Here is a 24,366-nt window from a genome sequence, read left to right as displayed (position 1 = left end):
ACCCCGATTTTGAAAGTCTGTGAATTTCAAAAAACTTCGCTTTTTTCGAAGTTGAATCTCTAATATACGTCCATATTTATTGATTGCACGATATAGATAACACCATTTTTTTGAACTTTATATAGTTTTTTCATCTAGCTTCTAGGATAGATGAAGGCTTTTCATTTTCTTCTTCCATAATGGTCATACCAATTACAACTTTATTAAAACATTAAATTCCCAATGCGTAAACAGTAGATTTTTGTCGAATGTATTCAGTGATTTAATTATTATTTCATCAAATATGTTTTTTTGATGAAATAAGGGAATTATGGATACCTTTTTAGAAGACATTGTATATGTTTGGTTATATATAATATTTATCTTTCAATTGATTAAGATGGCTTCCTGCCATCCCTTGTCCGAAGCCAACTCATCTCCCGCCTACTCTCTTCCCGTTCCTTGAGGAAGAAGCCTTCATGGTTAAAAAGAAAAACACTCGTTCTGATTAAGGACGAGTGTTTTTCTTTTTAGATTATCTAACAGGGATAAACTTCCATGAGCTAGGTTTTTGTGTTTTTTCACCTAGTACAATCCAATTTTTCTTTGCATTTATATTTCCATAATTTAATGGATAGTCATCTGTAAAAATATTATATTCTGTAGGATTATCCAGGTTAATTTTAATTTTAAAATCAGCTAAACTATCGGATTTTTGAGCAAGGTGAATCCAACTAGAATAATTAGACCAATTTAAATATTGGAATTGGTCGTAATTTGAGTGCTTCATGCGAAGATATATACTCTCCCCGTGGTGTAGCTTTGCATCATTTTCTTTGTAGAATTCAAATTCCATAGGTGTACCAGATAAACCATTGTTTTCTTTATTTGCAAGTGTGACATAATCGTAACGATTTGCTATATACCATTCAAACGTTAGACCTTGATAAGGAGATTCACTTGGTACGATATAATAGTTTTTCCCTGCTTCTATGACATTTCCTTCTATATCATAGATTAATGCAGTCTCTATACTTGGAGCTTTCACATTTTCAGTAAAAGTTTTAAACCACAGATTTAAGAAACCTGCTGTATTGCGCTGAGCTTCTCCTAAGCTTCGCTGCACAGCTGGGGTAACCATTTCTTGCCACAATTGTGCCTTACCACTATTATAATACTTAAATGTTTTATCATTAGTAATATTTTGGATTTCAGGTTTAGCTACTCGAGCTGCATAATCAATCCATTCTTCAGGTGTAGATAGAGAATTGTTATAATTCCCTCCAGTATTGACTGCAAATTGATTTTGAATGGTTGTAACATAATTTTCAAAGTAGCTATGATATTTTATAGCTCTCGTATCAATTGCGGTAAAATTTGCTGCATGCATAGGTTGAGTAGCATCTGTAAAGTAGTGCGTGGCTACTCCTAAATAATAAAAAGCTTTTTCATAGTCCTTATTTCGTAAATGTTCTCCAGATTCATAAAAGTATTTTTTACCTTGTGTAAGAGCCGTTGGATTTGTTTCTCCTCTATAATTTTCTTTAGTATCAGGATCATAAAAATGAGATTTCCATCCACCTTTAAAAACGCCGCCTATACCTGTTCCACCATCGTTAAACTCTGCATTATAATCTGCATCATATAATCCTTTAGAAAATAGATCTTTATATTGTGGATAATTTAAAAAGTCCACAGCCTGCTTATTTGCTTCAATATTAGATTCTGTTTTCATAATTTCAATAGCTTGTTTTGCAATCCATAAATGTGTACTTTTATCAGAATGATACGGAGCTTCTGCAGACCATCTCGCAGTAATAGGATCGTTCTCATTTAAATCAATTTGATCGAGATGAGCATAACTACTTTGAGGACATACGCCTAAAATAGTTAAAGTCAGTCCAGCTACACATAGTGTTGTTATGATTTTTTTCATTTTTTCTTCCTTTCTAAATATAAAGATTCTTATGGGGGTATTCATCTTATTAACGAAAGTTAAATAGCTCTAATAAAAGAGCGATTAGCAAAGGCTAACTGCTTAATTTCTCTCTTAAAGGAATTTAAACACACATTGATTAAATTAAAAATTTTAAATTAACCTTAAACAATAATTTCCCTTCTCTACATCTAGTTATATATAAAAGCGCGTCTTATTTAAACATGTTTTTTTATGCAATTCTGCATATCCGAAAATAGGGAATCAAATAACCTTCCATTTGTTATATTAATGAAAGGCCGTTGTCTTTACACCATTGAAATTATGATGTTTTAAGTTAATAATCTATATCCATTAACTTACGAATTTTCACTACCCCTAAGTACAAAAAAACGTTATTCTTTCTAAACACTCTAAGAAAAAACACCTATAAATAAAATTTAATTAATTGGTATATACTTCTTGAAACCCTTACTTATGGTTCCATTGTATCCATTTTTAGTGAAAAATTTATGTGCTTTTATTCTAGATGCACTACTTAATAAGATAATTCTTGTGGATCTCCTTGCAATCGATATCTGTTCTACATGTTTCAATAACTTTTCCCCTATCCCATTACCTCAAAAATCTTCATTTACAATCACATACTCTAAAACAGTATATGGTCTAAATTGATATCCAGGATTAAGGCAAAACGTCATAAATATACTTCCTTTGACGTTACCACTTTCCTCATAGACAAACAAAAAATTATTAGAATCATTCCTTATCTGCTCAATTCTTTCTGGTAAAACTTTAATATTTTTGCTATGTGGTGCTAATTTTTTATATAGATTTTCAATTATATTACTGTCCTTTGGTGAAAATCTTTAATTTATTATTTAAGTCCCTACATGACAGCACATGTAAATCGATTTTGGAAGTATCATATTGATGATAATTGAAAACCAGAAAATCTTCCATTTGATCCTTTACGTTTTTTGAGGAGGAAGTCTTCCTGGATGAAATGATAAATCATTATGAAGAAGGATGTTTATATAACAAGGAATAGAGAATTAATTATCAAAAAATATTAAAAAGTCAAAAAATAATATATGCAATTTTACATTAATAATCTCAAAAGAATGGTTTTTTTGTATACTCCTTAATAAGATGCATCTTTATTATACGGAATATTAAGGGGAGAAATAGACATGAAAAAATCTGTCGTTACATTACTAGCAACCGGAATGGTTTTAGGTGCTCCATTTTCAAGTGCTTTTGCAGAAGAACAAGTATCGCAGCAAGAAGCTTTGAACAAAATGGAAGTCGTTCAAAAAAAGTGGAATGATGAACAAGGAAATCCATCCTTCCTTTCAGGAGAATTATCTGATAAAAGAGTGTATTCTGAAAAATCTGTAAAATCTTTCCTTGAAGAAAATAAAGAATTATTTAAAATCAACCCACAAACTGACTTAACACTGAAAGAAGTAAAGTCAGATGATTTAGGAATGAAACATTATGTGTACATTCAATCTATTAATAAAGTTCCAGTTGATGGTGCACGTTTCATTGTTCATACAAATCGTGACGGCAAGGTAACAACGGTAAACGGAGACGTACATCCCGCTGCCGCTGACCGTTTGAAAGGAAATACAAAGGCAAAGATTTCAAATGAAACTGCCCTTTCAAATGCATGGAAACATATTAATCTAGCAAAAAAAGATACACTTGTAGAAACAAATGGGACTCCGTTAGAACAAATAAAAGAAAAAGCAAAATCTACAAATGAAAAAGCAGATTTAGTTGTTTATGAAAAAGACGGGAATTATTACTTAGCTTATAAAGTACAATTACAATTCATTAAACCTTATGGAGCAAACTGGCAAGTCTATGTAAACGCAGAAGATGGAACAATTATAAATTCATATAATGCAGTTACAGATGCAGATACTCCACAAAAAGGCTATGGAAACGGCGTATTTGGGGATCGAAAAAACCTGAATACAACTTACAGTAGTCAATATGGAAAATACTATTTAAAAGACACAACAAAGCCGATGAATGGTGGCGTTATTGAGACAACTACAACTAATCATGGAACTGATTGGCAAAATCCAGATAATTACTATCTATTCGATACAGATAATGCTTGGATAGATAAGAGCCAAGCTCCTGCAGTTGATGCTCATTTTAATGCAGGAAAAGTATATGATTATTATAAGAATGTTCATAACCGTAACAGTTTTGATGGAAAAGGTGCAACGATTCGTTCTGGAATCAATTTCGGAACCAATTACAATAATGCATTCTGGAATGGACAACAAATGGTTTATGGTGATGGCGATGGTGTTAAATTCGCACCGCTGTCAGGTTCTCTAGATGTTGTTGCACACGAACTAACACATGCGGTAACTGAAAAGTCAGCTGAGCTTGAATACCTAAATCAATCCGGGGCACTAAATGAATCTTTTTCTGATGTATTTGGATATTTCGTTGATCCAGCCAACTGGGATTTAGGAGAAGCTGTAACTACGCCAAAAGTTGCAGGAGATGCACTTCGCAGCTTATCAAATCCTGAAAAGTATGGACAACCTGCTCATATGAATGACTATCAATATTTACCACCAACAGAAGAAGGAGACAATGGTGGCGTACATATCAATAGCGGTATTCCAAATAAAGCTGCTTATTTAACAATCAATGCTATTGGTAAGGAAAAAGCAGAAAAAATCTACTACCGTGCTTTAACAACGTACCTTACACCAACAAGTGATTTCAGCAAGGCACGTGCTGCTTTATTGCAATCCGCTGCTGATTACTATGGTGTTAATAGTGCGACATATCAAGCTGTGCAAAAAGCTTGGAATGACGTAGGAGTAAAATAATAGTTTCATTGATAGAGAAATGTAAAAGGGCCCCCCTGCTAGGAGTATCTGGCAAGAGGGTCTTTTTTCACTATCTATCATTAAAGAAAGTCCACATAGTTTTAGGATTCTCTCACTGTAACTTTCCCCATAAACTTGCCGTGAATGTTGCATCAAGACAAATAAAAATTGATTAAGAGCACCTTATAAAAGTTAATTTCAACTAAAAGGAAAAGAATTCATTTTAACCAAAGATGAACAGCTCCCTTTCAAGTAGACAGGGAAAATAATAAAAATACTTTAAGCGGCTTGAACACTGTATTCCAATGGACTTAAGCCGTTTAATCTTTCTTGGAAACGTTTGTTATTGTAAAATTTTATAGTACCCCCAGAATGAAATTTTGTGCTAATTTGTAACAAAAAAGCTCATTTTTTAGTTTTGGGCATATTTACATTTGTTAGCTTGAGGGCATGTAAGGTGACCCCTATTTGTTATTACCTAAACATTAAAATCATTGCGTACTTTTTTTGCTCAATAAAAGTAAACCTAAACCTATTAATATAGAAAGTATTCCTATATATAACCCTACAGAAATTCCATGTCCTGTTTTTGGTAATATCTTTCCATCTTCTCTCGTATTTAGTTCCTCACCTGTATTTGGCTTCTCACCTGTATTTGGTTTCTCATCCGTACTTGGCTTCTCACCTGTACTTGGTTTCTCTTCCGTACTTGGCTTCTCACCTGTATTTGGTTTCTCATCCGTACTTGGCTTCTCACCTGTATTTGGTTTCTCATCCGTACTTGGCTTCTCACCTGTACTTGGTTTCTCACCTGTATTTGGTTTCTCATCCGTACTTGGCTTCTCACCTGTATTTGGTTTCTCATCCGTACTTGGCTTCTCACCTGTATTTGGTTTCTCACCTGTATTTGGTGAATCTGTTTCTGCTTTTACTTGCTCTAATCGATTATTTTTTATTCTGAATAGATAAGTTTTATCCCCTTCCTTAGTCGTTTCTGAATTTCCATAATAATATTTTAGTCGCGAAGGTTCTGCATGATATATTTGAATTATATCTCCCTCTTCATATGTTAAACCGTTAATAGCTCTTTCCAATGTATTTTTAGTACTCTCATGTCCTTGTACTTTCACATTTACTTTTTGTTTTTTGTTTTTGTCATATATTTCTACACCTATATATTCTTTATTTGTAAAATAGCTATGCACTGAAGCATCTGTTCCTAAAAAGCTTAATTTTTTTGTTTCAGGATGTACCGTTAAGTTTCCTACTAAATATGATCCCAATCCTAAAAATTCTAGTGTGTCTCCATACTCCACATTAACCGGAATCTTTATAAGATTACTATTTCCATACGTGTTTGTTAACTTTACTAATAAATCCCCCGCATTTTTTCCAATCTTAAAAGCTTCAATAGAAGATGTGGTAACAGAAATATTAACATTGGAATCATCGTTTAAATTATGAATATCCGTAAAAAATTTAGAGGCATCTAAATGAGAAGCATCTTGTTCTCCTAATAATACTGTTGGAATATCTTTTATATTAGCTGTTGGAATAATATACGGACTGAGTTCTCTATCTACTATTTTATTTTTTTCTATTATATTTTTCCAAATGGGACGTGTTATTTTCGGATATTGTTCTACTATTTTCTTTGTTTCGTCGTTTGCGTATAGCCCCCATTTTTCAAAGAAAGGTAATAAATTCCTGTTAGTAACCTTACTTGTCATTTGAATAAATAATTGCTTTTTACTATCATCAGTACCCAATTTATGATTTTTTAAAACTCGATACTCTTGATTAAGTTTTGGATAAAAATTATTTCCATATGCTTGGCGTAATTGCTCAAACATTCCAAGCTTAACCCATACATCTGCATTATCAAAGTTTTTATTAGGATCAGTTGATTCTAAAAAGTCTTTTATTTCTTTCTCGGAATTTTTCAGACGATTAGGAAATCCTAGTTTTTCTTGAATGACTAACGCTGGAATATTTACAGTTACTTCTCCTAAACCACCCCATGTATAATCTGGATTTTGATATGTATGTCCCATCTCATGCCATACCCCCCATTGCTGTTGATTTGAGGGAGTACTCAAAATATCTTTACCTGCACCAGTATTTTTTTGGAAAGAAATATATTCACTTGTTGCATAAGCATATCCGGCACCGTTATCCGGATTCACAATGTGTATTCTATTATCATATTTTTTGGCAGCACCATTGGCGTTCAAATCTAATCCTGAAACCTCATTTTGAATTAAATATATCTTGTCCCAGTATTTTAATAAATCTTCTACTGATCTATTTTTTAACGTTTCAGCAGCAATTGTATATTGAAATGTACCAAATACATGTTTACCAACTAGTTCAACGAATGGGGCCTTTGGCATTTTTTCCAACATATTTATCCATTCTTCCTGTGTGGTTTCCTCTAAAATGAATTTAGGTACATCTTCTCCCCCCCATATTGAAACTGTAATCGTATTTGTTTCAGATGTATTTTTGAGATATAACATTCCATCTCCTTTATCAAAAACAATGTCATTATCTCCACTTTTTAATTCAAAATTAGTATAGCCAATGTCTTTATTGTCATTTAGATATTCATATGTCCCAATTCTGCCGATAGTAGCATACAGTTTTGCTGCATTATCAGCATTGTGAACTTGAATTTTAATATGTTCTCCTTTTTTAACAAAAATTCCTGTTGGTTCTAAATCAGTGTGATACATTGTGCGATTTTCTAAAGATCTTCTGTTATTTGCATTTCCTCTTGGTTTTAAAACAAATTTTTCACTCCGATCTGTTGCCTGTAATTGATTTTCAGTTGGCTTCCCCTCATGCTCCGCATAAGATATTTTTGGATAAAATTGCTGTGGCAACAAAATTACCATGAATGCGAATAAAATGCGTAATAATTTAGAAAATTTATCATGGCTTAGTTTGTAACTTTTAGTCTTACTTCCTTGTTGATTCATGCTGTACCCCTTTCATTTTTTATTATCTTAGCAAAGATTAATACTAAGAATATCAATAATTATAACTCTAATAAAATGCATATCAAATATAAGTTTTAGTTTTTTTATTGCGATAAAACCTTTAGGGATAGAAGAATATGCCCCTCAACTTAAGAATATTCACTCCCCCCAAGTGCAAAAAACGTTATTCTCCTAAACAAGACTATTGTTTAGAAGAAATAACGTTGCCACTTAAATATATTTTCATTTTCCATACTGATTACGTCTCTTTTAAAGAGTTATAATATCAGTATGTCCAAGTTTACTAGACTTGGTGTATATATTTTGAGATTTCGCAACAGAACCCTCTACTTTTTCTTTATGCACTTTTTCTCAAATATTATAGAAAAATCAATTCTAAAGCTCATTATCTAATAAATAATTACAAAAGAAATTAATGTCCTAAGATATCTATTTCTCCTGCCGAAGCATATCCATTTACTCTGTTTAGTACCTCTAATTTTACATATTTAGCAGTTACAGGATTAAATGTTGCAAATTGTTGTTTCTTACTATTTTCCCATGTTCCAGAAGTTACCTTTTGATAGTTCGTGCCATCTGTACTTGTGTAAATATTGTAGCTTAAAATACGACCATTTTCCGACCAATCTTGGTCTTGTCTTGGGAGATATGACAACTGTGTAATTGTACAAGTTTTGCCAAGATCAACTGTTAAATTGTATGGATATTGATTTGGTTCACTCCATTTACTATGCCATATTGTATATGGGTTTCCGTCAATTGCATTCGTTGCAGGTTCTTGCTCTAATTCTTTACTGCTTGCAACTACTTTTATATTTTCTTTAGGTAATGTGTTTAATGGAACACGTTTAAAATCAGTTGCGTCCTAAATAGGAGCAGTTAATGTTGGTAAATTCAACGCTTCTATTTTTTGTCTAGTTTCTTCCGATGCTTTTAATCCCCATTTATCAAAGCATGGAAGTAAATTCTATTTTGCTACTTTAGATGCATTATAAATGAAACCTTGTATTTTCTCATCATCCGTTTTAGGTAACTCTTCGTACGGTATTGCACAGTATAATTGTTGTAATTTAGGATAGAATTCGTCTCCGAATGCTAAAGCTAATTGCCAAAACATGAAAAAGTAGCCCTTCACCTGGCCAAAAAGGATAAGGTGAAGGACTATTCTTTGTACTTCTATCATTTCTTACTATCTTGTACGAATTTCAGTATTCATACATTACAGAGTGCTTGATTAATCGTATGCTTTTACATCTGTTAATGATGGAAGGGAAGCAATTGCTCCGTAATTTGTACATGTTACAGCACCTACTTTATTTGCAAATGAGATAAACTCTTTTAAATCTTTGAAGTTATGAATAAGAGTTTGTTCACTTTTTGCAATTTGGTATAGCATCGCTCCGACGAAAGCATCACCAGCACCAGTTGCATCTACTTGTTTAATGGAAACAGAAGGTACAATGATTTGAGAGTCCTGTGTTGCAAGAAGGGTGCCGTCTTTTCCGAGTGTAATAGCTACAACTTTAGCCCCGTAATGTAGTAATTTCAGGGCTGATTGTTGTAAATCAGTTTCTTTAGAAAGCATTGTGGCTTCTTCTTGGCTTACCTTTACAAAATGTGCGTGTTTTATAATGGATAGGCAATCTTGAGAAAATTGCTCTATATCTGTAATCAGTGCATCTCGATAATTTGGATCAAAAGAAATAAAATGATTATTGTCTTTCGCAAATTGTAATAGTTGAAAGTATGTTTCTTTTAATGGACTTGATAATAAGGCAGTTGCTGAACCGAAATGTATTAGATCATTACGTTTTATTTTCGATAAATCAATTTTATTAAAAGTGTATTCACCATCAGCTCCGCGCATAAAAATAAAATCTCGTTCGCCATCTTTATCGATGGATACGAAAGCAAGCGTGGTTTGTTTATCTTTTATGAGCATTGAAGTATCAACATGTGCACGCTGTAAAGTTTGCTCTAGAAACTCACCGAATGGATCATTTCCTACTTGTCCCATAAATGTAGCGTGTCCACCTAATTTTGTAATAGCGGCGGCAACGTTAGCTGGAGCCCCACCAGCTTTTTTCTCGAAATCTGCACCATCAACTAAAGACATATTGGAATTTCGACAAACGAAATCAATTAATAATTCACCTATACAAAAAACATTTCTCATACGATCCCTCTTTTAAGTTTATATTGTGTAATTGTAAAATGTAATTGTGCATCTGAAAAGATTGCGATATGATGTTTCATTCCTTTTCGCGGAAATACTCTAGACGTAAAGACAGTGGAACCATCATATAAGAAAATTTCTACGATGCTATTATCTACAAATATTCGTAATTCTATCGTATCGCGAATATCAATTTTTTTACAACGTTCATACCCATAATCTCCACCGAATTGGTGATGGAAATTGCTTCGGTCTACGAAAACAGTTCCTTTTTCACGGTTAAATGTAATCGGGAAAGATTCCTCTTCATTATGGAAGAGGGAAAGGCCGAATTTGTACGCATCATCTGTTTTAAGAGTGGCAATTAATTCATATGAGTATTCATGGCCCAGAGTGGTTAATACGTTTAGCCCCGTTGATATGTCACCTGAAATCTCTTTCTTGGTTGTTCTTAGCTTGGTTAGTTCTGAAACTGGTTTTTGTTTTAATATATTATTTTCTAATGCTAGTTCTCGTGGAAGTGTTAAACAATGAGCCCACATATAATCATCAGAAGGATATGTTATTTCGCTTGAGCCCGCCCAAGCAAATAAAAGGCGGCGCCCAGATTGATCTTCTAAAGTTTGAGGGGCGTAAAAGTCGAATCCTTTATCAACTTCGTAATACGCATCGATATGGAAATACAAATTTTCGATATCAAAATTTCCAATTGTATATACGACATTATATACATTTTGAAAACTTTCCTTATCTCTTTCGATTCCTTGTGGCGAAAAGAGTAACACATCTCTCCCTGATAGTTGGAAGTAGTCGGGGCATTCCCACATAAATCCAAATTCTTTTAAATTTGTTTTAACCTCACCTTGGAAATTCCAACTGTATAGGTCTAGTGATTTATATAATAATAGAGTCCCCGTTTTATTTTCACGTTGTGCTCCGAGTAACATATAGTATGCATCGTTATTTTTCCATACTTTTGGGTCACGTACATGCTTCGTATACCCATCAGGGATCATATCAATAACAGGATTATTACTATATTTAGTCATCGTATATTGAGAGTCCATCGTTACCATACATTGTTTAGAATCGCGAGAACCATCAGATTTTTTTATATTACCTGTATACAATAAGTGAAGGAGCCCATCTTTTATAATAGAACTACCGGAATATGCGCCATGTGATTCATAGCTTTCAGTCGGGATAATGGCGACTGGCATGCGCTCCCAGTTAATAAGGTCTTTTGATTTTACATGCCCCCAATGTTTCATTCCGTGTATTGGACCAAATGGATACCACTGATAAAAAACGTGATACTCATCATTGTAGTATGATACACCGTTAGGGTCATTCATTAATCCATATGGTGGATGGATATGATAAATGGGTTTCCATGAATCTTGATTTGCAATTTCATTTAAAGAATGTAATTCTTCTTTATTAGATTGTAGTATTGTTTTATATTTCGCCATAGGTTTTCACCCCGTTGTTATTTACTTTCTTTATATAAAATTAATGTGGCAACAAAAGCAGTAATAACCGCAATAGCGAAGCCGATTACATAGTGAATCACATTCATCATGCCAAGAGGTGCAACAATTGTAAGCATTGGTATACCTGTTAAACCATATGCATTCGCGGCAACTTGCATCCAAACAACGTAAGCACCTCCAATTGAGCCACCAATAGCTGCTGCAATAAATGGTTTACCAAGTTTTAAATTGACACCAAAAATAGCTGGTTCTGTAATTCCTAAAAATGCTGAAGCTGCTGCTGGAATTGCAATTTCTTTCGTTTTTTTGTTTTTTGTTTTGAAATAAACTGCTAAAGTAGCACCACCTTGAGCAACGTTCGCCATTGACCAAATAGGGAGTAAGAAATTGACCCCGATATCCTTATTTGCGAGTAAGCCCGCTTCAATAGCGTGGAAGCTATGGTGTAAGCCAGTAAGAACGATTGTTGAATATAGACCACCAAATATAAGGCCAGCTACTGGTCCTGCAAATTGATAAATTGTATTTAAAAGGTACGTAATACCGTCACCGATTTTATATCCAATTGGTCCGATAATAATAAGTGATAAAAAGCCAGTTATAATAATTGTTAAGAACGGTGTAACTAATAAATCTAAAGAGTTCGGAACGCGTTTTCGGAGTTCTTTTTCAATTGTGCTCATAACATATACGCATAATAAAATAGGTAAAACAGTACCTTGATAGCCAACCATATCAATATCCATACCAAGGAAATGTAAAACATTTGGTTTTGCATTTGAAAGCGTCCAAGGATTCGTTAAGCTCGGGTGAGTTAATATGCCACCAACAACTGCACCTAAGAAAATATTTCCGCCAAATTCTTTAGCAGCACTAACCCCGATTAAAATAGGTAAAATAATGAAGGCTGCACTGGAGAACATATCAAGCAATTGGATAAGTGAGTGATCGCCAGGAACTAATTTAAACGCTTTCAACATTCCGAGTAGACCCATAAGTAAACCGCTTGCGACAATAGCTGGAATAATTGGAACGAAAATATTGGATAATGTCTTTGCAAGTCGAGCAAACGGATTCATTTTTTTCTTAGGAATATCGTTTGATACTGGAGAATCAAGTTCGGCCATTCCAATTAGTTTTGAAAATTCATCATATACTTTGTTTACTACACCAGTTCCAAAAATAATTTGATATTGCTCAGACGTTGCAAAAGCACCTTTAACCCCATCGATGTTTTCGATTTCTACTGCGTTTATCTTTGTTTCATCTTTTAGTACAAGACGAAGGCGAGTAGCGCAATGTGTAGCGCGAATAATGTTTTCCTTTCCGCCGATGTTCTGTAAAACTTGCGTTGCGATTTGTTTCATATTCATAAAAATTCCCCCTTACTAATACACCTTTTATTTATGGAACCGGTTCCGTTTTTAGTTAAAATAAAAAACAGGGACGTGATGCGAAAATCCTGTTTTTAAAATATGGAACCGGTTTTAATTTTATTATAGAGCGCCTTTAAATTTTGTCAACGCTTTCTTGGATTTTTAATGTATAGCGAGAGTGTAATAATTTAGGAATTATTTTATTTTCAACAAGCTGCGAAAGGGAAGTAGCAGCAAGCTTACCAGCATACTCATAATCAAATGCGATTGTCGTTAAGCTAGGGTGTACCATTTCAGAAATATCATATCCACCGAATCCTGTTACAGAAATATGGTTTGGTATATAAAGATGATTGGAATGAATTACTTTCATTGCTCCAAGAGCGATATTATCTGTAGCACATACGATAATAGTAGGACGGTTGTGATCTAAAATATGCTGTACTTGTTTCATCGCATCTTCTATTCGGAAAGTTGTTTCGTAATAAGAAACAATGCAAGTAGGATCTAAATTTCTAATTGCTTTTTGAAAACCATTTTTTCGATTTACACCAACTGAAATATCATCTTTTTCTACTCCTAAATAGGCGATATGACGGTGGCCTTGTGATAATACGTATGCGCCTAGCTCATAAGCAGCGTCAAAATCATCGTGAATGAGGCAATATTGATCCTCATACTGTTGACCAACAAATAAAATAGGGGTAGTAGAATTAGCGATGATTTGTTTATGCTCTTTTGTTAAAGTTTTTGTTAATAAAATTATGCCAGCTACTTTTTGTTTTATAAAGTTTTCCATTGCTTGAATTTCTGTCTCGATTTTTTGATTCGCATTTGCAACTAGCATTTGATAGTTATTTTCTCGCAAAGTATTATCAATCCCGATAAGTGTTTTTGTTGTGGCGAAGGAATCTAATCGGGGGATAATGACACCAATTAAATTTGTTGTTTTTGCTTTTAAACTTTGTGCAAATGTATTGGGAGAGAAATTAGTCATTTCAATAATACTTTCAATTTTTTGTTTTGTTTTATCACTTACATATCCACCATTTAAGTAACGGGATACAGTACTTTTTGCAACACCTGCTAATTTAGCGATATCTGCAATTGTCTTAGCCATAGTATTCCACCTTTGTATTTTAAAAAAATGTTAATTTTATTATATGAAGAATTGAAGGTTACGTAAACAAGACAAAGAAATTAAAAAGTCTATTTCATTTTGCTGGGTTCTGGTGCAAAAAACTGAAGATGCTTGCAAGGAATCTCTGAACTTTGGACATACTGATATGTACTGAACCCAAAAATTGGACATATATTTAAGCAACTAATAAGGATTGTACTCTGTATTTCACAGGGTGAAATTCTTTTAATTTTTTTTGATTCTTTTGTGGCTGTAATAATGAATATAATTTTCTAATTCACTCTTAAAGTGTTCCATACTTTCAAATTCTTTAAGATAAAGTAATTCAGACTTTAATACGCCAAAGAAATTTTCAATGACTGCATTATCTAAGTAAATTTCCTAACGGGACATACTTTGAGTTATATTGTATTCTTTTAAGATATGGTGGTATTTATCCATTTGATAGTGCCAACCTTGGTCTGAGTAAAGAATAGGGATATCCCCTTTCTTCCAGCGTTTTCAGGCTTTATCTATCCTTTTTTCTCATAAGAAAAACAAAAAGAATTATGTAAATATAAAGCAATTTATATGATTCAAGATTATATATACTTAGTATATGGATCTATACAAAAAGACACCCAAGAAGTATCAAAAATTTTCCTTCGTCTGTTTGACCTATTACAGAAAAATGGACGAAAATCCCATCGATATGAGAAAAAGACAGTCTTTGATATTTAGGGTGTCGTTTATCAGTGTACTATATCCAATCTCAAGCAGAAAACTGCATAATCTTTATAAATACACCTTATCAAGGTTTAATTGGTATGCACATCTTTAATGTAGTCGTAGAAATTTCAAAAACACATTCAAATATACTCTCTTGATACCCTTATCTTGATAGCGATGTGTCTATACCCCACATCCATCAACTTAAGGATTTAGACTATTTTTGAATTTAAAAGCACGTTACTATTTTCTTATGTTAATGAGAAAGGGTGACGTGCTTTTTATGAAGAATCATAGCACTTTCAATATGTTTACGAATTATATGTATCGATAATATGAAATTCATTTTCTTATAGTTAATTAATCCTGAATATAAATATATTTCTTTCTGTAAGGTATGCTAAGGGATGTAAATGAGAACCCTTTGCCTCAAAGGGTTCTTTTATATCAAAAGATGACAATTATCCTTTATTTAGTTTTTGATTTATTTATATTTTATTCTTCACGCCAAAATATTTAATCATCTTAAATCCCCCCCTCTTTTTCAAATATTACAAATTCAAAAGTAACAAAATATTCATTTTTTCTTTCAAAATAATTAGATAAATAATAGCAACAAGTTAATCTTCTCACCACTTAAAAAGTACACCGAAAGGTACACTTTTTGACATTATATTTAAATTTCGTATGAATTAAGCTTATTCCCCTTTTTCGGAGGATGGGCAAAGATACCCATATTCTAATTCTATATCTACCTTTAACAGTGCAATTTTTTCATTTGGGGGATACTTCAAAATGTTAAGTTGATGGGCATATATGGTGATCCCTCTTCAGCGAATAAATGAAATTCATCTTGAATCGATAGATTCATACAAAAACGCCATCCTTTCTGTATATTTCTACAAAAAGAATAGCATTATTTCGTTTTATGGATACACTTTTTTAGCTTGATGGCGATGTATGGTGCCCCCTATAAGATTTCTTAAGTAACATCATAAACCAAACCAAACCAACACTAATAATTACATGAGACAGTCCAGCCATATGACTTAATCCTTTAAAATCAGTACCATTCACTTGAAGAAGCCCGCGAACTAGCATTGCTACAACCGTTAAAATTAGTCCTAAATTATAAACAATAAACCATTTATTAAAACTTTTTGCTTCATGAATTGTAAATACTTTTGATAATGCTAATGCAATTAAAAAGAATACAAAACCAAGTACCAGTACATGAGTATGTATAACATTCAGCATTGTAGAACCTTCAATGTCTTTTGCGCTTGAAAACTCCCTTGCAAATATACCAGACAATAATCCTATTACTAAGTAAAAGAACGCTGCATTAAATAATTTCTTCATTATTTACCTCCAAATGTATGAACTACATTATTTTTGTTTAGAAAATTTAAATCTATTTTATGAGTTATTTGTAATTCCATATACAAGCCCTGAAATATATGGAATTAACCAAATGAACCACACAATTACACTTAATGTGTGAAACTTTGCAATCATTTTTATATCCTTCTTCTTTAAAACTAAAGTGGCCCAAACAGCATGAAATAGCATAAGTAAAATTGCCGATAAACCCGTTATCCCATGAAAGCTGAATAGAGAACCTTCTGAAGCCATTTTCTCCATTAATGTAGTACCAATCGTATCGCATGCTAATCCAACCCAAAATATAATCACATGCCAAGGTTTTAATGTTTTTTGAATTTTTTCACTCCAGACCCCAATTGAATAAAAAATAAGTGCTGCCGTAATAAATGTAATAGCTGATGCTAACACATCAATCCCCCCTTTTCTAAACTCTCTCTTCCTTTTACGAGATTTATTTTATCTAAGGATTATGAACAGGGTATGAATGGAATATTACATTACACCATTTAACTTCTGTATATTATAATTAACATTGATAAAAAGGCTCTTATATCTAATTCTATAAGAGCCTTTTTATCTTTACCTATTTTCAAATTTCATTTTTCCGTAGTAATTTTCCATCTCTAAGCGTCAATATACGATCACATACATCAAGCATTTTTTCATCGTGCGTAATCATAATTGCTGCTTTTTTATTTTTCTTTACTTCATGCTTCATCATTTCAACAACTTCTCTAGCACGTTTTGAGTCTAAACTAGCAGTAGGCTCATCGGCTAAAATTAAATCTGGATCATTCATAAAAGCACGAGCAATGGCTACACGTTGTTTTTCACCACCAGAAAGTTGTCTAGGATAATGGTTAATTCGATGTGTTAAGCCAAATGTCTCTAGTAATTCATTGGCAAATGTGTCGGCTTCAGCTTTATTTTCGCCTTTTAATTTTGCGATATATAGAAGCTGTTCTTTAACTGTTAAGAATGGCACAAGGTTTGCAAACTGAAATATAAATCCGATTCGTTTCAAACGAACATCCGTCATTTCTTTTTCCGATAAACTAGTTATATCTTGACCAGATACATAAATATTACCTTTAGAAGGAGATAAAAGTGCTCCCGCAATGGAAAGTAATGTACTTTTACCTGATCCAGATGGCCCAACAATACCAATGAATTCCCCTTCCTTTACATCTAGTGTGATGGGATGTAAAGCTGTCACTTCCGTATCGCCTTCCCCATACACTTTACTGACTTTATCTAGTTTTAATAATGATGCTGGTGTCTCCCACTTTAAATCTGTCACCATTACATCCCACCTCCGATAGCTTCTAATGCATCTACTTTCAACACTTGATATAGAGAAATCAATGTCCCTAACACGCTAATTACGATAAAGATAATAGAATACTGCACCATCATTGTCGTTGTTAGCAAGAACGGCATACTTTCAGGGAACACAGTTTGTACCGCGAGTGTTAAACCAATACCTACTATTAATGCAACAACAGTTAAGAATACAGCTTGTACTACTAAACTATTAGCTAAATAAGAGTTTTTCGTCCCAATTGCTTTTAATACACCTAATTGTTGCGTTTTTTGTAAAGTAATAACATAGAAGAACACACCAATTAATAACGCTGTAATCACAAGTAAAAATGCAATAATCATTGTTAAAGTTCCTTGCTCTTCTTTATACCCAGGAATACTTTGTAGTACTTCTTTTTTCTCAACCACATTTGCATTATTAATTTCTTTATCAGTATTTAGAGCTATAACGTTGTACTCCTTTTGATGCGGAAGTGCAATGCTTTCCCATACTTTCTCATTCATATAGGCAACTGGTGCATGACTAAACATTTCATTTTCTGTAAATCCAACTACTTTAAATGCCTTTTTGGATATAGGATCTACAATTTTATCATTTAATGCTATCCCTTTATTTTTCGCTGATTCATCAATAATAATTTCATTATCTTCTAAATCAATCGCTTTTCCTTCAATAACCTTTGGAGTAATAAATGAATCTTGTTTATTTGCAAAGATGGCAATGTCAACCTTCTTCGAACTTCCCTCTTTCTCAAATGTAGACATTGTAATATGCATTGGAACCGCTTCTTTTTCACTAACTTGTGCTAATACATTATCTACATCTTCTTTCTTGATTTGAGATCGTAGTAATTTTCCTTCAGCATCTTCTGATACTACAAATTTTTCTGCTTTCATTTCAAGAATGGAAGAGGCATTTGCATTGGATAATCCATTCGCTAACCCTGATATGATAAGTACAAGAAATGATAATAAAATCATAATCGTACCAATTAATCCGTACCTTAATTTTGACTGTTTTAATTCTTTAAGAGCTAAAAACATTCCTTTTTCCTCCTTATTTTGTGCTTTGCCTATGCACTTATCATAAATAAGGAATATGAACAGATTATGAATGGAACATTACAAAAGACAATTTTAAAATGAAACCTCACCTCTTATAAGTACAAAGCTTTCATTATATATACGAAAAGAGACTCGTTCTAAAGAAATCTTTTAGTTATTAATCATCTAAATCCATTCCTTCTTTATTTTGGGGAAGATAAATAGTAAAGGTGGTACCACTCCCTACCTCGCTTTCCACTGTTATTGCACCCTCATGAAGTTCAATGATTTCTTTTACAATAGACAATCCTAACCCACTACCCTTAATGTTTCTATTTCTAGCTGAATCGACTTTATAAAATCGATCAAAAATTCTTTTTATCTCTTCCTTCGGAATGCCACATCCCCTATCAGTAATAGCAATACGCCACTCTAATTCATTTTCTTCAGCTTCAAACAAAATACTTTTCCCGCTTTCTGTAAATTTTATACTGTTAGTAAATAAATTCGTCCATACTTGATGAAGTAGATTATTATATCCATAAATATTTATATCAGGAATAACTATTTCAATTGCAAGATCTTTTTCTTGCCATTCCCATTCAGACATAAATATAATACTTCTTATTTGTTTTCCTAGATTGAAAAATTCTTTACGTAAAGTAAGTTCTTCCTGATCAAGTGATGCAAGTGTTAATAATTGTTTACACATATTAGACATACGTTGACTTTCTGATTCAATAATACTCAAGTAACGACATTTTTCTAACTCAGTTAAATTCTCTGTTTTTACTGTTTTAGAAAATCCTTGAATAGATGACAATGGTGATTGAAATTCATGTGAAACATTCGAAACGAATTCTTGGCGCATTTGTTCTGAGTTTTGCAACCTTTTTGCCATCTTACGAAAGTTCTTTGCAAGCACTCCAATTTCATCTTTTCGGTACTCTGGTAATACTAAATCATATTTACCACTCGCGATTTCTTGTGTCGCTTGTGTAAATTTTTGAATCGGACGAACAATAAAACGAGTAGCTATCGCAATACAGATTAAGCTAATTAATATAATTAATCCTAACAATACTGCGTAAAAAATTCGTAACTCTCCAAACTGCTGTTGAATATCCGGACGAATGAAAAGGGCAAAGTGTTGTCCATTAGTATGAATAGGGATTCCAATACTATTTGCTACTGTATTATCAAAAAAGCCAGTGGAAAACAATCGATTAGGATAGTTCTCAATCCCGTTATATACATTACCATTTAGTACACTATCAATGGCCTCATCACTAATATTAATTTTTTTAAAGCCCTCTCCATATCGTTTTCCTTGTTTCTTTTCATCTACCATATAGATTGCAAAACCAAGATTGGAAATAGATTGTAGATATGTCTCTTTATTTAGTTCACTGTCTTCCTCATATAAATGTTCTATATATAGAGCATAATTTAGAATTTTTTCACTGTTATATGGTTTTAAATACACATGGTAATATATATTTGTAAGTAGAAATGCCACTATGCTACTAATTACCATAATAACAGCTGATATAATGACAAATCTCCCATACAATGATCTCATTTTATTTCAACTCCTCTTTAGTGAATTTTTTATTCAGTAAATACTTTGATTTATTCTTCATACATATGAAAAGCAATTTTCCTATTGAGAGTAATAAAAACTATAATTCATGACCATACTCATTTAGCATTAGAATAAATTATATTCTCCTACGACAATGATGAAAGTATCGCAGGGGATCCTAGCTATAGGGAGTATCTAATAGAACATAAAATTATATTTGTATAATCACTCAAACTCTCCTGGTATTGTTTTAAAATACTAAATAATTATGAACGAAAGATGAACATACAATTACAATCTCTTCTAATAACTTTCACCCGAATTATAAAGTGTGTTATTAATATAGATTGACAGCTTACTTATGTATTTAATGAAGATTTTCTTAGCTCTGTTGCAAAGTTTTAGAAAGTAAGTTAGACGTTAACAGAACAAAATGGTGGAATAGCAGACTGATATTATCCCCTTAAGGTAGACAGACAGTGTAAAAGGACCATGAATAAACATAGATGTTACACTTTTACTTGGAGGGGATTTTATTATGGTTAAAAAAGGGGATAAATTTCAAACTTATTGGGGTACGGAAACGATTCTGGGTATGAGGGGCCACTCTAGGATTTAATTACAAATAAAAGAAGAACTTTATTGGTTGTGTTGCAAAGTTCTCTAAACTAGGATAAACTCTGAAAAAAGCAAACGAGGAGCATAACAGATGAGATACTTTAAAGGAAAACAATTCGAGAAAGATATTATATTGGTAGCCGTCGCCTACTATTGTCGTTTTTCTTTAAGTTATCGTGATGTATCTGAAATTCTGAAAGAACGTGGCATCTCGTTTCATCCAACAACCATTATGCGCTAGGTTCATGAATATAGAAATCTTATCTATCAAATTTGGAAGAAGAAAAACAAAAGAGCACAACTATCTTGGAAAATGGATGAAACCTATATAAAAGTCAAAGGGAAATGGTGCTATTTATATCGAGCAATTGATAAAGAGGGACAAACACTGGATATTCAACTTCGTAAGAAACGGGATACACAAGCTGCGTATGCTTTTATGAAACGACTCGTTCAAACTTTTGGAGAACCAACGGTTCTGACAACAGATAAGGCCCCTTCTTTACTTTGTGCATTCAAAAAATTAAAGATGAAAGGCTTTTATAAAAATACTACTCATTCTACAATCAAACATTTCAATAATTACATAGAATAAGATCATCGCCATGTGAAACGCTGGTTTGCTAAATCCTCAGGATTTCAAACACTTCGCCATGCTTCACGTACAATAAAAGGAATCAAAACGGTTCATGCCCTATATAAACAAAGACGAAGTCTCCAATCAGACTTCGTCTTTTCGACGTATAACGAATTACAAAAATTATTAACGGATTCGTAAAATTCAACAACAATTCCTTCACCTTTTATGTGTTAAGAAACTTTGTAACGGAACCATTATAGGTATTGCAGCTATAGTAATTTCAATCGCTTTTGATTTTTTAGTAATAAAAAATAGATTAAATGAATTTGATGAATATAGTGAAGATTTAACAGGGAAAGATGTTGATGAAGTTGTCAATTACTTGAAAAATAATAGCCTAAAACCCTGTGTAGTAAGTCAGAGTCATAAGGGGATTAAAATATCTAATGGAGCTCAAAAATAGTATAGAAAATGTATATAAAAAGATCACTTGTCTTGGAAACAGGTGATCTTTTTATTAGATAAATTGCTACTTGCCAAAAGCAGGTAGTTGTTATCCTATTCATATGTTCTGTAAATATTATAACACAATTCTTTTGGATAAAGTGACAACGTAGCGCTATGTTTTTGCTTTTGAACAGACTAATCCTGTAAATCAATCTGTTCTTTTTTATCATATGCATGGCTTCTACTCCTGCAAGAATAGATGTAGCTGTACGAAAAGATTTAAATCCTAGCATAGATCGTATGCGTCTTTTAATGAAACAGTGGTCTTGCTCCACGATAATATTTAGATATTTTATTTGCCTGATTGGAATACCTATATCCAATTCAGACCCATATTGATGAACCAAACGCATACTAGTTGTATGGGCTAAGGATAGCCCTCTTTCTTCCATCATTTCCACCCAATCGCGAGATCTGAGGTTGTACCGCAAGTATCAACGTACAATTAAAAGAATGATATCTGGCTGATAATGTTTCCACTTGAATATCTTTTCTTTTTCCACACTGATCACACACCCTTTATAGAGTAATAATATCAGTATGTTCAAGGTTTAGAGATTACTTGCCAGCATCTTTATTTTTTGCACCAGAACCTTATTTTTTCTTCCTTAGAAACCCCAACAATCCAATAAAAATAACCAACAGTCCCATTATCATAAAACTGATTTTTTGGACAAAGTCATGTGCTTGAGATTGTTTAAGTCTCATAATACTCTCTGTTCGAGCTTTTGTATTATTCTGAGGTATTTCTTCTTTTATCCTCTCACCATAAACGAGCAAGCGGTATTTACTTGAAGTGTACGGTTCACATGTAAGTAATGTAACCTTATCCTTTCCCTTCACAATCGCGATCTTTTCCACTTGGCTGGGATAAATAACTTCGCGTCCCGTTACTTCATACGTTAATTCTTTTCCTAAAATACGGATATAGAATTTGTCGCCATTTTCGAGTTGATCAAGATGTCGGAACATTTTAGCACCATGATAACCACGATGTCCAGCTAATACTGTATGCGTATCAGGTCCACCGATAGGAAAGGAAGTTCCACCAATTTGACCAACACCCATACTTAAATGCTTCTCGGTTGCACCTAAGTAGATGGGAAATTCTTCATTGATTTTTGGAATACTAACAGTGCCTAGTACATCATCTTCTTTTATCATATTGACAAGCGTTGTATTTTTCTTGTCGCTATTGCTAAAAGGATCTTCCGTAGGGAAGCTTAATCCCTTTAATGACTCATTATAAGCTTCCATTGTTTTAGATTTCTTACTTATGTCTTCTTCCTTTGAGTTTCTCACCTTGTTTTCATAATTTGTTATTTCTGTTTCATACACACGATGATTGATATAATTTGAAACAGTTGGATATAAAAATACTCCGAACCCAATAATAAATAATATGGCACTGAATAACAATCTTTTCATACATTTAGTACACCCGCTTACTATTTTCCACTTCAAATTCTTTTGGATATATTTCTTTTAACATCGTAGAGGTACTCCCCCCCCAATATTTATTAAAAGGTGTACTTAATTTGTTTTTCACCATCCATTTTCTTCCTCCTATTTTTAATAACTGTGAAACAGATATCCCTGCTTTATCTATCTCATCCTTAATTATTTTTTTCGCTTTCTCTTTTTCCCAAAACCTATTAGGTACTACTTTTAATTCCCATTCTTTAAATTGATTTGGGTAGGCCTCATTTAACATCTTGTAGGGGCTATCCGACCAAAATCTAATAAGCGGTGTCCTCAACCCGTTATTTACAATCCACTTCAAACTGTAATGTTTCTTTATATCGTCCTGAGACATGCCTTTTTCTTTGATAATCTGCTTAAAAATCTTTAAACTCTTTTCTTTATCGTTCCAAAATTTATTAGAAACTCTTTTTAATTCCCATTCTCTATATTGTTTGGGATATGCTGCATTTAACATCTGATAAGCGTTGTTATTCCAATACTTCAAGAGTGGTGTACCTAAGTTTTTTTCTCTTAACCACTCCCCACTATACACATCAAGTACCTCCTCTTTTGTTAATTTTTCTTTTTCCTCAATCCACCAGCGTAAGGCCAACAACCCTTGTTCCTTAGTCCAAAAATTCTTAGGGACACATTTCAATTCCCACTCTTTAAATCGATTGGGATATGCTGCATTCAACATTTGATAGGGGCTACCATTAAAATGGCTCGAACATACCTCACCCAGTTTATTTTCTATTAACCACTTCAAATCATACTTATTTAGTAATTGATACTCTGTTAATCTTTCTTTTCCTTCAATTATTCTCCTTAATATTTCCAATCCTTTTTCGTATGTCCAAAAACACCTAGGAGTATACTTTAACTCCCATGGTTCAAATCGATTGGGATATGCTGCGTTTAACATCTCATATGGACTACTTCGATAAACCTGCATCACACTAGTTAATTTGAATTTTATGATGAGACTCTGGTTCCATTTTTCTTTAATATCCTCATCGCTCCATTTTAAAACATCCTCAATTAAATATCGCGTTACCCTCCTTTTTGATTCCCCGTTCACATCTTCGCTCCATGTACCAGGAGGAAAACTTTTTCTTTTTCCATCTAATATTTCTCGATATATCCCCTCTATTTTTATTGCCAAGAATAGTCCACTCTCT

The 24,366-nt window shown here is 33.0% G+C and carries 15 protein-coding genes and 6 pseudogenes; 3 read left to right on the top strand and 18 right to left on the bottom strand.

What is annotated here, in order from left to right:
* Nucleotides 1-514 precede the first annotated feature (514 nt).
* Together EKQ63_RS01445 and EKQ63_RS30110 are read right to left on the bottom strand one after the other, a co-directional pair.
* Nucleotides 515-1,915, bottom strand: a complete 1,401-nt coding sequence (locus tag EKQ63_RS01445; RefSeq protein WP_143880645.1) for a zinc dependent phospholipase C family protein — start codon at nucleotides 1,913-1,915, stop codon at nucleotides 515-517.
* Between the two features lie 440 nt (nucleotides 1,916-2,355).
* Nucleotides 2,356-2,760, bottom strand: a pseudogene (locus EKQ63_RS30110) (GNAT family N-acetyltransferase).
* A gap of 348 nt (nucleotides 2,761-3,108) precedes the next feature.
* On the opposite strand from EKQ63_RS30110, the gene EKQ63_RS01435 reads away from it, so the two are divergent.
* Nucleotides 3,109-4,782 (top strand): M4 family metallopeptidase, encoded by a 1,674-nt coding sequence (locus tag EKQ63_RS01435; RefSeq protein ID WP_139889419.1) that lies wholly within the window; start codon nucleotides 3,109-3,111, stop codon nucleotides 4,780-4,782.
* A gap of 279 nt (nucleotides 4,783-5,061) precedes the next feature.
* Here the strand turns inward: EKQ63_RS01435 and EKQ63_RS30625 are convergent, their stop codons facing one another.
* The 8 genes and pseudogenes from EKQ63_RS30625 to EKQ63_RS01395 form a co-directional block, all read right to left on the bottom strand.
* Nucleotides 5,062-5,181: an IS3 family transposase gene (locus tag EKQ63_RS30625; protein WP_371861585.1), complete on the bottom strand. Its 120-nt coding sequence runs from the start codon at nucleotides 5,179-5,181 to the stop codon at nucleotides 5,062-5,064.
* 92 nt (nucleotides 5,182-5,273) lie between these two features.
* Nucleotides 5,274-7,763, bottom strand: a complete 2,490-nt coding sequence (locus EKQ63_RS01430) for a M60 family metallopeptidase (protein WP_143880644.1) — start codon at nucleotides 7,761-7,763, stop codon at nucleotides 5,274-5,276.
* Nucleotides 7,764-8,196: 433 nt separating this feature from the next.
* Nucleotides 8,197-8,901 (bottom strand): annotated as a pseudogene (locus tag EKQ63_RS30105) (discoidin domain-containing protein); the annotation flags it as partial.
* A gap of 117 nt (nucleotides 8,902-9,018) precedes the next feature.
* Nucleotides 9,019-9,960, bottom strand: a complete 942-nt coding sequence (locus EKQ63_RS01415; protein WP_143880642.1) for a carbohydrate kinase family protein — start codon at nucleotides 9,958-9,960, stop codon at nucleotides 9,019-9,021.
* On the bottom strand, nucleotides 9,957-11,432 hold the full coding sequence (locus EKQ63_RS01410; RefSeq protein ID WP_143880641.1) for a glycoside hydrolase family 32 protein: 1,476 nt from the start codon (nucleotides 11,430-11,432) through the stop codon (nucleotides 9,957-9,959). The genes EKQ63_RS01415 and EKQ63_RS01410 overlap by 4 nt, the downstream gene beginning before the upstream one ends.
* Nucleotides 11,433-11,449: 17 nt before the next feature.
* On the bottom strand, nucleotides 11,450-12,826 hold the full coding sequence (locus tag EKQ63_RS01405; protein ID WP_143880640.1) for a sucrose-specific PTS transporter subunit IIBC: 1,377 nt from the start codon (nucleotides 12,824-12,826) through the stop codon (nucleotides 11,450-11,452).
* Between the two features lie 136 nt (nucleotides 12,827-12,962).
* Entirely contained in the window at nucleotides 12,963-13,949 is a 987-nt protein-coding gene (locus EKQ63_RS01400) for a LacI family DNA-binding transcriptional regulator (RefSeq protein WP_143880639.1), read from the bottom strand.
* A gap of 196 nt (nucleotides 13,950-14,145) precedes the next feature.
* Nucleotides 14,146-14,450: pseudogene (locus EKQ63_RS01395) on the bottom strand (transposase); the annotation flags it as partial.
* 51 nt (nucleotides 14,451-14,501) lie between these two features.
* On the opposite strand from EKQ63_RS01395, the pseudogene EKQ63_RS01390 reads away from it, so the two are divergent.
* Nucleotides 14,502-14,690 (top strand): annotated as a pseudogene (locus EKQ63_RS01390) (IS4 family transposase); the annotation flags it as partial.
* A gap of 930 nt (nucleotides 14,691-15,620) precedes the next feature.
* Here EKQ63_RS01390 and EKQ63_RS01385 read toward each other — a convergent pair.
* From EKQ63_RS01385 to EKQ63_RS01365, 5 genes are all read right to left on the bottom strand, one after another.
* Nucleotides 15,621-16,040, bottom strand: a complete 420-nt coding sequence (locus EKQ63_RS01385; RefSeq protein WP_143880638.1) for a DUF2871 domain-containing protein — start codon at nucleotides 16,038-16,040, stop codon at nucleotides 15,621-15,623.
* A 57-nt stretch (nucleotides 16,041-16,097) separates the two neighbouring features.
* Complete coding sequence (locus EKQ63_RS01380) at nucleotides 16,098-16,472, bottom strand: HsmA family protein (protein ID WP_143880637.1); 375 nt, start codon at nucleotides 16,470-16,472, stop codon at nucleotides 16,098-16,100.
* A gap of 181 nt (nucleotides 16,473-16,653) precedes the next feature.
* The gene (locus EKQ63_RS01375) at nucleotides 16,654-17,367 is read right to left on the bottom strand and encodes an ABC transporter ATP-binding protein (protein WP_143880636.1); all 714 of its coding nucleotides are present in this window, start codon (nucleotides 17,365-17,367) and stop codon (nucleotides 16,654-16,656) included.
* Nucleotides 17,367-18,431: an ABC transporter permease gene (locus EKQ63_RS01370; protein ID WP_143880635.1), complete on the bottom strand. Its 1,065-nt coding sequence runs from the start codon at nucleotides 18,429-18,431 to the stop codon at nucleotides 17,367-17,369. The genes EKQ63_RS01375 and EKQ63_RS01370 overlap by 1 nt, the downstream gene beginning before the upstream one ends.
* A gap of 178 nt (nucleotides 18,432-18,609) precedes the next feature.
* Nucleotides 18,610-20,013, bottom strand: coding sequence for a sensor histidine kinase (locus tag EKQ63_RS01365; RefSeq protein ID WP_143880634.1), 1,404 nt, complete (start codon nucleotides 20,011-20,013; stop codon nucleotides 18,610-18,612).
* A gap of 712 nt (nucleotides 20,014-20,725) precedes the next feature.
* Here EKQ63_RS01365 and EKQ63_RS01360 point away from each other — a divergent pair.
* Nucleotides 20,726-21,412: pseudogene (locus EKQ63_RS01360) on the top strand (IS6 family transposase).
* Between the two features lie 449 nt (nucleotides 21,413-21,861).
* Here EKQ63_RS01360 and EKQ63_RS01350 read toward each other — a convergent pair.
* The 3 genes and pseudogenes from EKQ63_RS01350 to EKQ63_RS01340 all read right to left on the bottom strand — a co-directional run.
* A pseudogene (locus EKQ63_RS01350) lies at nucleotides 21,862-22,224 on the bottom strand (DDE-type integrase/transposase/recombinase); the annotation flags it as partial.
* 91 nt (nucleotides 22,225-22,315) lie between these two features.
* On the bottom strand, nucleotides 22,316-23,149 hold the full coding sequence (locus EKQ63_RS01345; RefSeq protein WP_143880633.1) for a class C sortase: 834 nt from the start codon (nucleotides 23,147-23,149) through the stop codon (nucleotides 22,316-22,318).
* Between the two features lie 4 nt (nucleotides 23,150-23,153).
* Nucleotides 23,154-24,350, bottom strand: coding sequence for a DUF4046 domain-containing protein (locus tag EKQ63_RS01340; protein WP_143880632.1), 1,197 nt, complete (start codon nucleotides 24,348-24,350; stop codon nucleotides 23,154-23,156).
* Nucleotides 24,351-24,366: the final 16 nt, after the last annotated feature.

It is taken from the genome of Bacillus sp. BD59S (assembly GCF_007363175.1).
Lineage (GTDB): Bacteria > Bacillota > Bacilli > Bacillales > Bacillaceae_G > Bacillus_A > Bacillus_A pacificus.
This window is presented reverse-complemented; position numbering and strand designations above follow the sequence as displayed.